The organism is Curtobacterium sp. HSID17257 (assembly GCF_003989515.1).
GTDB lineage: Bacteria > Actinomycetota > Actinomycetes > Actinomycetales > Microbacteriaceae > Curtobacterium.
In genome coordinates this window covers 1-14,696 of the sequence record NZ_RBLU01000083.1, presented here as the reverse complement: position 1 = coordinate 14,696, position 14,696 = coordinate 1, and the positions used below count along the sequence as shown (strand labels likewise).

Below are 14,696 nucleotides of genomic sequence, written 5' to 3'. Positions count from 1 at the left end.
CGGCGTCGAAGCCCGCGGCCTTCGCGGGAGCACTCGGGGTCGCCGAGGCCGCGGGCTTCGACGCCGTCGAGGCGCCGTCCGCCTGCAGCGCAGCACGGAGCTTGCGCGCGACGGGGGGTTCCACACTGGAGCTCGGGCCCTTGACGAACTCGCCGAGTTCCTTGAGCTTCTCCATTGCGGTCTTGCTGTCGACACCGAGTTCGGATGCGATCTCGTGTACGCGTGGTTTTGCCACTGTTCTCCTTCACGGGTCCCACCCCGCGAAGGGGGCAGGACTCACTGGATGACGGGTCTCACTTCGAGCCGCTCATCAGTTGTCCATAAGCCGTTCAGCCTGTTCTGTCGTGTCCCGGTGACGCGCCTGCTCTTCGGCGCTGAGCGCCTCGAGGTAGTCACGTACCGCTGACGTGTCCGGTTCACGGTCGAGCCGGAGCGCGCGGCGGTAGGCCCTGCGCTTGACGGCCTGATCATGTGCTTCGACGGTCGGGGTGAGCCAGGCTCCCCGCCCCGGCATGACTGCCTTCGGGTCCGCCACGACGCGACCGTCGCTCAGGGCGACGACACGGAGGAGGGAGGACCGGGGAGCACGACGACGACTGCCGATGCATGTTCTGACGGGAACCACCATACTCCTTGCCTCCGACCACCGCGATCCGGCGCGCCCGGACGAGCCACGCCACCAGCGAAACGGTGCCGGGCGACGAGGGCCGCCCGACACGATCCGACTCCTACTCGTCGCCGTCCAGGATCGAATCGGGCTGGATGTCGATGCGCGCGCCGGTCAGCTTGGCGGCGAGGCGGGCGTTCTGCCCCTCCTTGCCGATCGCGAGCGACAGCTGGTAGTCCGGCACCAGGGCACGGACGGCCTTCGTCGAGGCGTCGAGCACGAACGCGCTCGTGACCTTCGCCGGCGACAGCGCGCTCGCGACGAACGAGGCCAGGTCGGAGGAGTAGTCGACGATGTCGATCTTCTCGGCACCGAGCTCGGTCGTGACGGCACGGACGCGCGCGCCGAGCTCGCCGATGCAGGCGCCCTTCGCGTTGACGCCCGGCTCGTTCGCCTTCACCGCGAGCTTCGTGCGGTGCCCGGACTCGCGCGCGATCGAGGTGATCTCGACCACGCCCGAGGCGATCTCGGGGACCTCGAGCGCGAAGAGCTTCCGGACCAGGCCCGGGTGCGTGCGCGACACGGTGATCTGCGGGCCCTTCGCGCCGCGGCCGACGCTCGTGACGTACACGCGGATGCGGTTGCCGTGCTTGTACTCCTCGCCCGGCACCTGCTCCTCGGGCGGCAGGATCGCCTCGACGGTGCCGAGGTCGACGTGCACCATCTTCGGGTTCGGACCCTGCTGGATCACGCCCGCGACGATGTCGCCCTCCTTGCCGCGGAACTGGCCGAGGATCTTGTCGTCGCCGATGTCGCGCAGGCGCTGGTTGATGACCTGCTTCGCGGCGAAGGCGGCGATGCGACCGAAGTCGCTCGGCTGGTCGACGGCCTCGCCGACGACGGTGCCGTCCTCGTCGTGCTCCGGCACGTAGACGGAGACCTCGCCGGACTTGCGGTCGAGCTCGACGCGGGACTGCGCGTCGACGGGCTCGTCGTTCTCCGCGCGGTGCTTCTGGTACGCCGTCAGGATGGCGGATTCGATGATGCGGACGAGTTCGTCGAACGGGATCTCCCGCTCGCGCTCCATGAGTCGCAGGACTGCGAGGTCGATCTTCACCGAGGTGCCTCCGTATTCAGCTGAGTCGCTCCCGCGGGTGGATCTGCGCGGAAGTCGGCGACCAGACTACCCCAGGACGAGCGACGGACGGGAGGCACGTGGCGGGCCCGCCACGCCTCCCTCGCAGGCTCGGTCGGCGCGCCCCGCGCAACGCTCCGCGTCGCCGCCGAGCGGGGCGCGCCCGTCCGTGAAGGGTCGCGATCAGATCGCGCGGACCGCCTCGATCAGGTCGGCGACCGGGACGTCCGTGCGCTCGCCCGAACGGCGGTCCCAGAGCTCGACGACACCGTCGGCGGCGTTCCGCCCGGCGACGACGACGACGGGGACACCGAGCAGCTCGGCGTCGCGGAGCTTCACGCCCGGCGAGACCTTCGGACGGTCGTCGTACACGACGTCGTAGCGCTCGCCCTCGAGGGTGTCGACGATCGAGGTCGCCAGGTCGTACGCGACCTGGTCCTTGCCGGTGGCGACGACGTGCACGTCGAACGGCGCGACCTCCTTCGGCCAGGCCAGGCCCTTCTCGTCGTTGTGCGCCTCGGCGAGGATCGCCATGATGCGCGTCACGCCGATGCCGTACGAGCCCATCGTGACCGTGGCGAGCTTGCCGTTCTCGTCCTGCACCTTGAGGCCGAGCGCCTCCGCGTACTTCCGACCGAGCTGGAAGACGTGGCCGATCTCCATGCCGCGCGCGGTCTCGAGCGGGCCGGAGCCGTCCGGGGCGGGGTCACCCGCACGGACGTCCGACACCTCGGCGACGCCGTCGGCGGTGAAGTCGCGGCCCATGACGAGCCCGGAGACGTGGATCCCGCGCTCGTTCGCGCCGGTGATCCAGCTCGTGCCGTCGACCACGCGCGGGTCGACGAGGTAGCGGATGCCCGACGGGCTGTCGGCGCCGAGCACCTGCGGGCCGATGTAGCCCTTCACGAAGACGCCCGGGTGCTTCCGGAAGTCGTCGTCGCCGGCGGCTTCGACCTCGGCCGGCGCGAAGGCGACCTCGGCGCGCTTCAGGTCGACGTCGCGGTCGCCGGGCAGCCCGACGACGACGACCTCGCGGGTGCCGTCGAGGTGCGTCAGTGCCAGGACGACGTTCTTCAGCGTGTCCGCCGCGGTCCACGGGGCGCCGTCACGCGGGGCGACCTCGTTCGCGTGTGTCACCAGCGTGTCGATGGTGGGGGTGTCCGCCGCGGGCAGCAGCACGGGCTCCGGCTGGCCGTCGATCGGCAGGGCGTCGGGGACGGGCGTTACGTACGCCTCGACGTTGGCCGCGTAGCCGCCGGCGCTGCGGACGAAGGTGTCCTCGCCGACGCCGATCGGGTGCAGGAACTCCTCGGACTTCGAGCCGCCCATCGCTCCGGCGTCCGCCGTCACGATCACGTACTCGAGGCCCAGGCGGGCGAAGACCTTCTCGTAGGCGTCGCGCATCACCTGGTAGCTGCGTTCGAGCCCCTCGTCGGTGAGGTCGAACGAGTAGGCGTCCTTCATCGTGAACTCGCGGCCGCGCAGCAGACCGGCGCGCGGACGGGCCTCGTCGCGGTACTTGTCCTGGATCTGGAACAGCGTGACGGGGAGGTCCTTGTACGAGCCGTACAGGTCCTTGACGAGGAGCGCGAACATCTCCTCGTGGGTCGGGGCGAGCAGGTAGTCGGCGCCCTTGCGGTCCTGCAGGCGGAACATGCCGTCGCCGTACTCGGTCCAGCGGTTCGTCGCCTCGTAGGGATCACGGGGCAGGAGCGCGGGCAGCAGGACCTCCTGCGCACCGGCGGCCACCATCTCCTCGCGGATGATGTCCTCGATCCTGCGGCGCACCCGCAGCCCGAGCGGCAGCCACGCGAAGATGCCCGGGGACTGGCGACGGACGTACCCGGCGCGCACGAGCAGCTTGTGGCTCGTGACCTCGGCGTCGGAGGGGTCGTCGCGGAGCGTGCGGAGGAAGAGATGGGAGAGCCGTGTGACCACGGACGCAAGCCTAGCGGCGCGCGTCCGGCGGCGACGACGACGGCTCAGGTGGTGGTGACCACCTGCGGGGTGCCGGTGGCGGCGTCCGGACCCATCTCGTCGGCGATGCGGTTCGCCTCCGCGATCAGCGTCTGCACGATCTCCCGCTCCGGCACGGTCTTGACGACCTGCCCCTTCACGAAGATCTGGCCCTTGCCGTTGCCGGAGGCGACGCCGAGGTCCGCTTCACGCGCCTCGCCCGGGCCGTTCACGACGCAGCCCATGACGGCGACGCGCAGGGGCACGGTCATGCCCTCGAGGCCCTTCGTCACGTCGTTCGCCAGCTGGTACACGTCGACCTGGGCACGGCCGCAGCTCGGGCAGGAGACGATCTCGAGCTTGCGTTCGCGGAGGTTGAGCGACTGCAGGATCTGCAGACCCACCTTCACCTCCTGCGCGGGCGGCGCGGAGAGCGAGACGCGGATGGTGTCGCCGATGCCCTCGGCGAGCAGGATGCCGAACGCGGTGGCGCTCTTGATGGTGCCCTGGAACTCCGGCCCGGCCTCGGTGACACCGAGGTGCAGCGGCCAGTCCCCCGCCGCGGCGAGCTGGCGGTAGGCCTTCACCATGACGATCGGGTCGTTGTGCTTGACCGAGATCTTGAAGTCGTGGAAGTCGTGCTCCTCGAACAGCGACGCCTCCCACACCGCCGACTCGACCAGCGCCTCGGGCGTGGCCTTGCCGTACTTCTGCAGCAGGCTGGGCTCGAGCGACCCGGCGTTGACGCCGATGCGGAGCGAGACGCCGGCGTCCTTCGCGGCCCGGGCGATCGCGCCGACCTGGTCGTCGAACTTCCGGATGTTGCCCGGGTTCACGCGGACGGCGGCGCACCCGGCGTCGATGGCCTGGAACACGTACTTCGGCTGGAAGTGGATGTCGGCGATGACCGGGATCTGCGACTTCTTCGCGATGATCGGCAGTGCGTCGGCGTCGTCCTGGCTCGGGACCGCGACGCGGACGATGTCGCAGCCCGACGCCGTGAGCTCGGCGATCTGCTGCAGCGTCGCGTTGATGTTCGTCGTGGGGGTCGTCGTCATCGACTGCACGGAGACCGGGGCGTCGCCGCCCACGAGGACCTTCCCCACCCGGATCTGCCGCGACTTCCGACGCGGGCTCAGGGTTTCGGGGACTTTCGGCAGACCGAGGTTCACTGCTGGCACGGATGCGACTCTACGCGCTCCCCGTGGGCTCACACGTGGTCGACGACCAGGTCGGACCCGCGGTCGACGACCGTGATGAGCGGCCCGTACAGCCGCATGAGCGCGAGGGCACGTTCGTGGTCGTCGTCGCTCGCGCCGGCGCACGCGTCGGCGACCACCGTGACCGTCGCTCCGGCGTCCGCCGCGGCCAGCGCGGTGGACACGACGCAGCAGTCCGTGGAGACCCCGGTGAGGACGAGGTGCGGGTGGTCCCCGACGACGGCCCGGAGGCTCGTCCCCCACTTCCCGAAGGTCGGCTCCGTGATGACGGGGCTCCGTCGCTCCGCCGCCACGGCCGCGAAGGGCGCCGTGAGGTCGTAGAGGGGGTCGGCGTCGGGGACGAGGGCGAACGGCCACTCGCGGTAGTACGGCACCCAGGCACCCTGCGGGTGCTCCGGCGCGACGAACCGCGTGAACACCGTGCGTCCGGCGAACTGCGGCAGCAGCCGTCCCGTCCCGGCGGCGGCATCGGCGTAGCGGGGCGTCGCCCACGGGCTGTCCCCGGTGAAGACCTGCTGCAGGTCGATCGCGACGAGCCAGGCGCCGGCGGGGACCTCGACGCTCACGCGCCGTGCTCCTGGCGGCGGACGGTCCGGCGCGCCGTGAGCAGCGTGCCGGCGAAGCCGACGACCAGCGCGACGAGGACCCCGAGGTTCGCGTACGCCCAGGCACCCTCCCGGCCGCCGAGGCCGAACGGGCCGAGCAGGTACCCCTGCCAGTTCAACCACGCGGGCACACCGTACGTGTTCGTGACGAGCCCCCAGCCGAGCACCGTCCCGAGCACGACGAGTCCGATCGCGGCCCAGCGCACGTCGCCGTAGCGACCGCGCACGTCGTCGAGCTCGGCGTCGGCGTACGCGCGGCGCCGCAGCACCACGTCGGCGACGAACACCCCGGCCCACGCGGCGATCGGGACGCCGAGCGTGACGAGGAACGCCTGGAAGGGCGAGATGAAGTCCTTGGCGAAGAAGACGACGTACACGGCGCCGGCGACCATGAACACGCCGTCGACGCCCGCCGCGACCGGCCGCGGGATCCGTACGCCGGCGCTGAGCAGCGCCAGACCCGACGAGTAGATGTCGAGCACGGCACCGCCGACGAGTCCGAGGATCGCCACGAGGGCGAACGGCACGAGGAACCAGACGGGCAGGATCGTCGTCAGGGCACCGATCGGGTCGGCGCCGATCGCGGCGTTCAGGTCCTTCGACGAGCCGGCGAGCAGGACGCCGACGACGACGAGGACCGCGGGCGCGAGGGCGCCGCCGAAGGTCGTCCACCAGACCACGCCACCCGTCGAGGACGTCCGCGGGAGGTACCGCGAGTAGTCCGCCGCCGCGTTGACCCAGCCGAGGCCGAAGCCCGTCATCACGAGCACCAGGGCACCGATGACGTTCTGCGCGCTGCCCGCCGGCAGGGCACCGAGCGTGCCGAGGTCGATCGACGGCACCGCGAGGACGACGTAGACGACGGTGAGCACGGCGGTGACGACGGTGATGACGGTCTGCAGGCGCATGATCACGTCGAAGCCCGCGATGCCGGCACCGACGACGAGGGCCGCCACGACCACGAGGGCCACGAGCTTCGTCACGACACCGTCGTCCCAGCCGAGCTCGCGGAACACGGTCGAGGTGGCGAGCACGGCGAGCGACGCGAGCGCGGTCTCCCACCCGACCGTCAGCACCCAGCTGAGGAACGACGGCAGCCGGTTCCCCCGCACCCCGAAGGCCGCACGGCTCAGCACCATCGTGGGTGCCGACCCCCGCTTGCCCGCGATCGCGACGATGCCGCACAGCAGGAACGAGAAGGCCACCCCGACGACGGACACGATCGTGGCCTGGGCCAGGGAGATGCCGAAGCCGAGGACGAACGAGCCGTAGCTCAGCCCGAGCACCGACACGTTCGCGGCGAACCACGGCCAGAAGAGCCCGCGCGGGCGCCCCTTGCGGTCGGACTCGGCGATGACGTCGATGCCCTGGCGCTCGACGGCGCGGACCTCTGGCGCGGTGCTCATGCGCTGAGCGTAGTGGGCGCGCGGGCCGGTGCGCGGTACCGGTCGCGCTACCCGAACAGGTTCACGGGTCGCACGATGTCGGCGTAGACGAGCAGGGCGCTCATGCCCGCGAGCAGCACCACGACGACCATCGTCAGCGGCATCGACTTCGCCAGGTCGATCGCGCCGGGGTCCGGCTTGCCGACGAGCACGTACGCGCGGCGCTTCACGGCCTCCCACAGCGCACCGGCGATGTGCCCGCCGTCGAGCGGCAGGAGCGGCACCATGTTCAGCACGAACAGGCCGATGTTGAGCGAGGCGAGCAGCCCGAGGATCGTGTACGCCTTGTCGACCACCGGAACGCCGCTCATCGACGACACCTCACCGATCGCGCGACCGACGCCGACGACCGACACCGGGCTGTCCTGCGACCGCTCCTGCTCGCCGAAGGCCGCGTTCCACACGGCGACCAGACGCTGCGGCAGGTCGATGATCAGGTGCGCGGACGCGGCGATCTGCGCCCCGGTCGCGGGGAGCACGGCGGCGGGCGACTGGCGGACCAGCGACTGCCCGATGCTGACGCCCACGACGCCGACGCGCTGGGTCTTCGTGGAGCCGTCCGCGTTCTTCGCGACCGTGCCCTGTTCGGTGACGACGTCGCGGGTCGCGAGCTGCGGCGTCACCTCGAGCGTCCGGCGCGCACCGTCGCGCTCGACCACGACCGTCACGGCCTCGCCCGCGGAGCGCTGGAACACGCGGGACACCTCGGCGATGGTCGGGTCCTGCCGCCCGTCCACCGCGAGCACGACGTCGCCGTCGCGGATGCCCGCCTGCTTCGCGGGCGACTCGGCGTCCCCGGCGGTGCAGGTCGTCGCGCTGCTCGTCGGCAGCACGCAGTCGACGCTCGACGTGAAGGTCGTCGTCGGCGCGCCGAACCCGCACAGCAGCACGCCGAACAGCACGATGCCGATCACCAGGTTCATCGCGGGACCGGCCACCATCACGATGATCCGCTTCCACGGCGTCAGCCGGTAGAAAGCCCGGGAGTCGTCGCCGCCCGAGTCGGCGATCTGCTCCGCGGACGCCTGGCGGGCGTCCTGCACGAACGCGCCGTACATGCCGGTGTTCGTGATCGCGTTCGGCTTCCCCGACGCACGCGGCTTGAGCATGCCGACCATCGAGATGTACCCGCCGAGCAGGATCGGGCGGATGCCGTACTCGGTCTCCCCCCGTCGGAACGACCAGATCGCCTTGCCGAACCCGAGGGAGTACTGCGTGACCTTCACCCCGAAGAGCTTCGCGAAGGTCAGGTGGCCCAACTCGTGGAGTCCGATCGAGACCAGCAGGCCGACGATGAAGACGACCACGCCGAGGACGAAGAGGAGCACGGATTCGACGGTCACCGGAGAAGGGTACGGGACCCTGCCCATGACGGAGCCGAGCGCGCCCTGAGAGGTCTGCCGTGCCTCCCGGCCGGTCTGGAGGCACGCATCACCGCGGGCGCACCCGTCGCGCGACCGCGTGGCGGGCTCGCGGTGTCCGGCCCGGTCAGCGGGCCACCAGGCGGTCCGCCGTGGTGCGCGCCCAGCGCTCCGCGGCGAGGACCCCGTCGAGCGACGACTCCCCCGCGGTGTGGTCGTCCACGACGCGGCGGACGGTGTCGACGATGTCGAGGAAGCCGATGGCACCCGCGTGGAACGCGGCGACGGCCTGCTCGTTCGCGGCGTTGAACACCGCCGGGAAGGTCCCGCCGAGCACGCCGACGTGCTTGGCCAGGTCGACCGCGCCGAACGCCTCGGTGTCGAGCGGTTCGAACGTCCAGGTGCTCGCCGTCGTCCAGTCGAGCGGGACACCGACGCCCGGCACGCGGTCCGGCCAGGCGAGGCCCAGCGCGATCGGCAGCCGCATGTCCGGCGGCGACGCCTGGGCGATCGTCGAGCCGTCGACGAACTCGACCATCGAGTGCACGATCGACTGGGCGTGCACGGTGACGTCGATGCGGTCGTAGGGCACGTCGAACAACAGGTGCGCCTCGATGACCTCGAGCCCCTTGTTCACCAACGTGGCGGAGTTCGTCGTCACCACCAGGCCCATGTCCCACGTGGGGTGGGCCAGCGCCTGCGCCGGGGTGACGTCACGCAGGCGCTCCCGCGAGCGTCCGCGGAACGGACCCCCGCTGGCCGTGAGCACCAGGCGGCGGACCTCGGTGTCCGAGCCGGAGCGCAGCGCCTGCGCGATCGCGGAGTGCTCGCTGTCGACGGGCACGATCTGCCCGGGACGCGCGGCGGCCTGCACGAGCGGACCGCCGACGATCAGGCTCTCCTTGTTCGCCAGGGCGAGCGTCGCACCGGTCTCCAGCGCGGCGAGCGTCGGGCCGAGGCCGACGGAGCCGGTGATGCCGTTGAGCACGACGTCAGCGTCGACGTTCCGCACCAACCGCTCGGCGTCCGTCGCGCCGAAGGCGGTGTCGCGGACCCCGAACCGGGCCGCCTGCTCCGCGACGAGGTCACGGTTCGTGCCGGCGGTCAGCCCGACGACCTCGAAGCGGTCGGGGTTCCGCGCGACGACGTCGAGGGCCTGCGTGCCGATCGAGCCCGTGCTGCCGAGGACGACGATGCGACGCCGGGTCGGCACGGTGGCACCGTCGGTCCCTGCTCCCGCGGTCGTCGGCACGGGTCAGCCCTTGGCGAGGACGTCGACGACGAAGACGAGGGAGGCGTCCTTCGGGATGCCCGAGCCCTCCGGCGGGTTCGAGCCGTAGGCGTCCTCGGGTGTGGTCACGATGAGGACCTGGGACCCGACCTTCTGTCCGACGAGTCCGGTCACGAAGCCCTTGATGAGCGAGCCCTCGGAGACGGTGAAGGTGGTCGGCGCGCCCTTCGACCACGAGGAGTCGAACTCCTTGCCGTCCGCCAGGGTCACGCCCTTGTACTGCACGAGCGCGGTGTCACCGTTCTCGATCGTCGCGCCGTCGCCCTGCTTGAGGACCTCGACCTCGGTCTTCGACGGGGCCGTCGCACCGGACGGGATCGTGATCTCCGGCTCGCCGCTCGCCTTGTCCTCGACCGAGGGCAGCGACGGGTCCTGCGTCTGCGGCGCGCCGGTCGCCTTCGTCGGGGTCTGCGCGACGACGTCCGCCACGACGACGATCTCGCCGCCGGTGTTGAAGCCGAGTGCCGACGACTCGCCGACCACCGCGACCCGGTCCCCGACCTTCGTGCAGGCGAGCAGGGCGCCGAAGCCGGTCCCGCCGACGGAGAGCACCTGCGGGTTGCCCTGGTCGAACCCGACCGCGCCGAGCTTCGACGCGTCCGACGCCTTGTACACGGCGTAGGACACCTGGGCGAACTCGCCGTCCTTCAGCGCCTTGCCCGAGCCCTTCACCACCGTGGTGGCCTGCGGTGCCTTCGCGCTGAGGCCCTTGTCGAAGGTGACCTTCGGCGCCTCCGACCCGGCGACCGCGCCGGTGACCTCGATGCTCTTCGACGCCGGACCCGACTCCGGGCACGACGAGATGGGCGTCGCCGTGGCGCTGGACGACGCGCTCGGCGAGGCCGAGGCGTCACCCGAGCCGTTCCCGGAGCAGGCGGCGAGTCCCAGCACGACGGCGGGGACGATGGCGATCGGGAGCAGACGGAGACGCTTCACGGGGACCTATCCTGCCGCACGCACCTTGGTGACCGGCGTGTGGTGGACGGGGAACGCCACCGAACGAGCGATGAAGCACAGCCGGTTCGCCTCGGCGTGGGCGGCCTCGGCATCCGCGACACGGTCGGCCTCGAGCACCGTGACGACGGGGTGGAGGGTGACCTCCGTGACCTCGCCGGTACCGTCGCGGTGCACGTCGAGCGACGCCGTCGCCGTGTCCTCGTAGTCGACCACGGTGAAGCCGCGCTGCACCGCGACGTACAGGTAGCTCATCATGTGGCACTGCGCGAGGGCGCCGAGGAGCATCTCCTCTGGGTTCCACCGGTCGCGGTCACCGCGGAAGGCCGGGTCGGCCGACCCCGCGATGGCGTGCTTGCCCGGCGCGGTGACGTCGTGGTCGCGGCCGTAGTCCCGGTAGCCGCTGGTGCCGGTCCCCCGGTCGCCGGTCCAGCGGACGGAGACCTCGTAGGTGTGGTCGGTCACGGTGCGCTCCTTCGTGCTGGGTGCTCGGTGCGTCGTGCGCCGTGGACGGGGTGCGGCCCGCCCGCTCGCTACGATGACGACATGACGGTGAGCCACGACGTCCGCACAGACCGCCATCCTCTCACCGCCGAGGGCTCCGTCGAGCTCGCGGTGCTCGACCGGAACGGCTTCGACGAGAGCCGCCACGTCGGCGCCGGCGTGGTCGTGGCGGCCGACGGGACCGTGCTCGACGCCGTCGGCGACGTGGGCGCCAGCATCTACCCGCGCTCGACCATGAAACCGTTCCAGGCCCTGGCGATCCGTCGTGCCGGCGCGGTGTTCAGCGACGAGGAACTCGTCCTCACGACGGCCAGCCACGCCGGCACCGCGCCGCACCAGGCCCTGGCGCTGCACATGCTCGAGTCCTTCGACCACGTCGAGTCCGACCTCGGCTGCCCGCCCGACCTGCCCTTCGACCGCGCCACCGCACGCACGATGGACGGGCCGCGTCGCCTCGCGATGAACTGCTCGGGCAAGCACGCCGCGATGCTCGCCGCGTGCCGGGTGAACGGTTGGGACGAGGCGACCTACCTCGACGTGACGCACCCCCTGCAGCAGCGCGTCCGCGAGACGGTCGAGGAGTACACGGGCGAGACCGTCGACGTCGTCGGCACGGACGGCTGCGGGGCGCCCGTCTTCCCGTTGACGCTGCGCGGACTCGCTCGCGGGTTCGCCGGCGTCGTCGCACGGTCGGACGCGGACTCCGCAGCGCTCGTCGACGCGGTGCTCGACCACCCCTGGGCCATCGACGGCGTGGGGCGTGCGAACACCGTGACGATCGAACGGCTGCGGGTGCTCGCGAAGTTCGGGGCCGAGGGCGTCATGGTGATGGGTCTGCCCGGAGGTGCGGCGGTCGCCGTGAAGACGCTCGACGGCTCGCAGCGCGCCGGGACGCTCGCGGCCCTCACGCTGCTGGAGCGGAACGGGCTCGTGGACGCCGCCGGGGTCGAGGACGTGCTGACCGCTACGGGCGAGCAGGTGCTCGGGGGTGGCGTGCCGGTGGGTGCCGTCCGCGCGGGGTCCGGGCTGCGCTGAGGCGAGCCCGCCGCCGACGGGTGCGGCGCCGTCGTCCTGCGACGGGCAGGGCGTCGTCGTCCTCCGCCGTCATCCCGGGATGAGCGCGGCGACGGGGTCCCCGGCCAGCAGCGGCAGGACCGGCTCGACGGGCACAGGGGCTTGGTCGCCGTCCCGCCAGACACGGCAGCCGTGGCGTGTGACCTCGAGCACGTGGTCCCGCCGCCGTGGGAGCATGCGGACCCCGGGTACGAGCACCACCGTCGCCCACACCCGTCCCCGCTCGTCGACGCGCGCTGCGACGGCCGTGCCGGTCGGCGTCGGACGGACGCCGGGAGGCGCACCGGGCGCCGGGCCGTCGTCACCGACGACCCGGACGTCCGAGCCTGCGTCGTGATCCGCACCAGCTGGCCCGGCACTGAGCCCGGTGAGCTGCGCATCGAGCGCGTCGAACACCGCACGCGCGTACGCCCCGGCACCGAGGACGACGACGTGGCAGGGAGCGGACGGCCCGACCTCGACGCGCTCCGGTCGTCCGTCGGGCCGTCGGCCGAGCACCAGGATGCCGCCGGCGCCGGCGCCGGTGCCGGTGCCGGTACCGGTCCTCGTTCGGCTGCGCGGCGTCGGCGGAGGGTCGTCGTCGGTCGGCCGCTCGCCGGTCGCGGCTGCCGGCACGCCGCCGGGGACACCCGACGCGACGACCGGATCCGTCGGCAGGGTGACGACGACCTGGGGCGGCGCTCGACGCCCGGAAGCCCGATCCGTCAGCACGTCGAGCACCGCGCACGACGCCGCTGCCGCGAGCAGGACCGCCCGGGCCGGACCGGGGAGGTCAGCGAGGACCCCGACGAGCACGAGCACCACGGCCGGGCCGACCAGGCACCAGCGGGCGACGAGCGGAGACATGCCGAGAGCCAACCAGCCCCTCGCGTCCGGACTCGGACGCGAGGGGCTGCTTGTGGGCACTTCTTGCCGAACGCGTGGTTGTGGAGGAACACGCGCCGGGTGCTCGCTACTGCACGAGGAAGAACTGCTCTCCGATGTCGACCCGCGCGCCGCGCTCCACCCGGTAGCGACGCCCGGGCTCGCAGCGCCGGATGCTCCCGTCGATGTGGCGGATGACCGTGCCGTTGCCCGAGTGCCGGTCGGACACCCAGAGGTCGTCGCCGTCACGCCCGAGCTCGAGGTGCGTCTTGGACACCGACTTGCCGGGGTCGTGCACCGTGAGCAGGTCGTCGAAGCGCTCCGCCGGTTGCGGTCGTGGCAGGCGTCCGAGCAGGCCCGTGCCGTGCACGGCGGTGCGCTCCCCGGTGCTGAAGTGCAGCACGAAGGGCGCGGTCGACTGGGTCTTCACGACGATGCGCGTCTCCTCGACGTCCTCGTCGGGTCCGGGGTCGCCGCTCGACGGCACCTCGGCACCGCCGACCGGTGGGAGGACCGGGCCGGTCGCGCCGGGGATCGGCGGCAGGGGTGCGGCCGTTGGGACCATCGGCAGGTCGGGGGTGGTGGTGGCCTGCGCCGAGGACGGGACGGTCGGGGAGGCGGGAGCGGGTGGGATCGCTCCTCGGCCACTCGCCGCACCGGACGTACCGCCGTCGGACGGTGTGGCGACGACCCGGTCGTCGTCGGCTCGGTCGTCGTCGTCGGCTCGCTCGCCGACGCTGCGGTCGCCGTCGACGCGGCCGTCGTCGGTTCGGTCGTCGTCGGGGGCTGCGGCGGGGAGTTCGTCGTCAGGGTCGGTCTGCACGGCGCCGTCGGCGTCGTCTTCGTTGCCGTCGTCGTCGCCCGAGGGCTCGTCGCCCGGACGGATCTCGTCGTCGGCGGCCCAGTCGGGTCGCGTCATCGGCAGCGGAACGACCGGACCCGTGAAGGCCGCCGTCACGGTCGGCCGGACCGCACCGCACTCCGCGCAGAAGATGTCGTCGGGCTCGAGGGTGTGCCCGCACACCGGGCAGGTCGCCGGTCCGTTGCCCGGTGCGATCAGCGGGGTCGGCGCGGGACGACGGTCGATCAGTGGCTCGACCACCGCGGTGTCACCGGCGCGGGGCTGCTGGTCGGTCGACGGTGCATCGTGCTGGTCGTCGACCGGCGGCTCGGCGGCAGCAGGCCCACGGCCGACCCACCAGGACGGTCGCGACGGGGGCGTCGCCGCCGGCTGCTGCGCGACGGGCGGGGACCACACCGGGGCCGCGGGCGGCTCGGGGGCCACCGGAGGCGTCGCGGCGCTCGGCGCGGTACGGGTGCGTTCGGCGTCGGCGGCGTCGTCACCCGAGGTGGCGTGGTCAGCCGACGTGACGTGCTCGGCCGAGCGGTCCTGGTCAGCCGATGCACTCCGGTCCGGGGACGACGGGTAGGCGTCGGGGTCGAGGGGCGGTTCCGCCTCCGGTGCACCCACACGCAGGTCGGCTGGCACGGACCCCGTCGGCGTGGACCCCGCGGGCCAGGACCCGTGGGTGGCGGTAGCGAGCGGATCACCGGGAGCCGAGGGAGCACCGTGAGCGGACCGGGCACCCGGAGCAGGCTCGGCACCCGGAGCAGGCTCGGCACCCGGAGCAGGCTGTGCGGCGGGAGCGGGCGGTGCCGCTGGGCGGTCGGACACGGGTA

14 protein-coding genes are annotated in these 14,696 nt (G+C 72.3%); 1 reads left to right on the top strand and 13 read right to left on the bottom strand.

The features are described from left to right. From D8M35_RS12110 to D8M35_RS12060, 11 genes are all read right to left on the bottom strand, one after another. A partial coding sequence (locus tag D8M35_RS12110; protein WP_148113365.1) for a translation initiation factor IF-2 N-terminal domain-containing protein occupies positions 1–235 on the bottom strand: 235 nt, incomplete at its 3' end. A 75-nt stretch (positions 236–310) separates the two neighbouring features. After that, on the bottom strand, positions 311–628 hold the full coding sequence (locus D8M35_RS12105) for a YlxR family protein (RefSeq protein ID WP_082687788.1): 318 nt from the start codon (positions 626–628) through the stop codon (positions 311–313). Positions 629–728: 100 nt separating this feature from the next. Then, complete coding sequence (gene nusA / locus D8M35_RS12100; RefSeq protein WP_126892094.1) at positions 729–1,724, bottom strand: transcription termination factor NusA; 996 nt, start codon at positions 1,722–1,724, stop codon at positions 729–731. Positions 1,725–1,925: 201 nt separating this feature from the next. Continuing rightward, positions 1,926–3,680 carry a proline--tRNA ligase gene (locus D8M35_RS12095; RefSeq protein WP_126892093.1) on the bottom strand — a complete coding sequence of 585 codons (1,755 nt, stop codon included), beginning with the start codon at positions 3,678–3,680 and terminating at the stop codon, positions 1,926–1,928. 44 nt (positions 3,681–3,724) lie between these two features. Then, a complete protein-coding gene (ispG, locus tag D8M35_RS12090) occupies positions 3,725–4,858 on the bottom strand; it encodes a flavodoxin-dependent (E)-4-hydroxy-3-methylbut-2-enyl-diphosphate synthase (protein ID WP_126892096.1) in 1,134 nt (377 codons plus the stop codon). Positions 4,859–4,908: 50 nt separating this feature from the next. Then, entirely contained in the window at positions 4,909–5,484 is a 576-nt protein-coding gene (locus D8M35_RS12085) for a cysteine hydrolase family protein (protein ID WP_126892092.1), read from the bottom strand. After that, entirely contained in the window at positions 5,481–6,929 is a 1,449-nt protein-coding gene (locus D8M35_RS12080) for a cytosine permease (RefSeq protein WP_126892091.1), read from the bottom strand. The genes D8M35_RS12085 and D8M35_RS12080 overlap by 4 nt, the downstream gene beginning before the upstream one ends. 47 nt (positions 6,930–6,976) lie before the next feature. Next, positions 6,977–8,311: an RIP metalloprotease gene (locus tag D8M35_RS12075; RefSeq protein WP_238638216.1), complete on the bottom strand. Its 1,335-nt coding sequence runs from the start codon at positions 8,309–8,311 to the stop codon at positions 6,977–6,979. A gap of 145 nt (positions 8,312–8,456) precedes the next feature. After that, positions 8,457–9,542: a 1-deoxy-D-xylulose-5-phosphate reductoisomerase gene (gene dxr, locus D8M35_RS12070; protein ID WP_126892090.1), complete on the bottom strand. Its 1,086-nt coding sequence runs from the start codon at positions 9,540–9,542 to the stop codon at positions 8,457–8,459. 42 nt (positions 9,543–9,584) lie between these two features. Continuing rightward, positions 9,585–10,556 carry an FKBP-type peptidyl-prolyl cis-trans isomerase gene (locus D8M35_RS12065; protein ID WP_126892089.1) on the bottom strand — a complete coding sequence of 324 codons (972 nt, stop codon included), beginning with the start codon at positions 10,554–10,556 and terminating at the stop codon, positions 9,585–9,587. A gap of 6 nt (positions 10,557–10,562) precedes the next feature. Then, positions 10,563–11,039 carry an OsmC family protein gene (locus D8M35_RS12060; RefSeq protein WP_238638215.1) on the bottom strand — a complete coding sequence of 159 codons (477 nt, stop codon included), beginning with the start codon at positions 11,037–11,039 and terminating at the stop codon, positions 10,563–10,565. An 81-nt stretch (positions 11,040–11,120) separates the two neighbouring features. Between D8M35_RS12060 and D8M35_RS12055 the strand changes: the two genes are divergently transcribed. Next, a complete protein-coding gene (locus D8M35_RS12055; RefSeq protein WP_126892087.1) occupies positions 11,121–12,113 on the top strand; it encodes an asparaginase in 993 nt (330 codons plus the stop codon). Positions 12,114–12,182: 69 nt separating this feature from the next. Here the strand turns inward: D8M35_RS12055 and D8M35_RS12050 are convergent, their stop codons facing one another. Next, positions 12,183–12,998: a hypothetical protein gene (locus D8M35_RS12050; protein ID WP_126892086.1), complete on the bottom strand. Its 816-nt coding sequence runs from the start codon at positions 12,996–12,998 to the stop codon at positions 12,183–12,185. 106 nt (positions 12,999–13,104) lie between these two features. Further along, entirely contained in the window at positions 13,105–14,505 is a 1,401-nt protein-coding gene (locus tag D8M35_RS12045; protein ID WP_126892085.1) for an FHA domain-containing protein, read from the bottom strand. Positions 14,506–14,696: the final 191 nt, after the last annotated feature.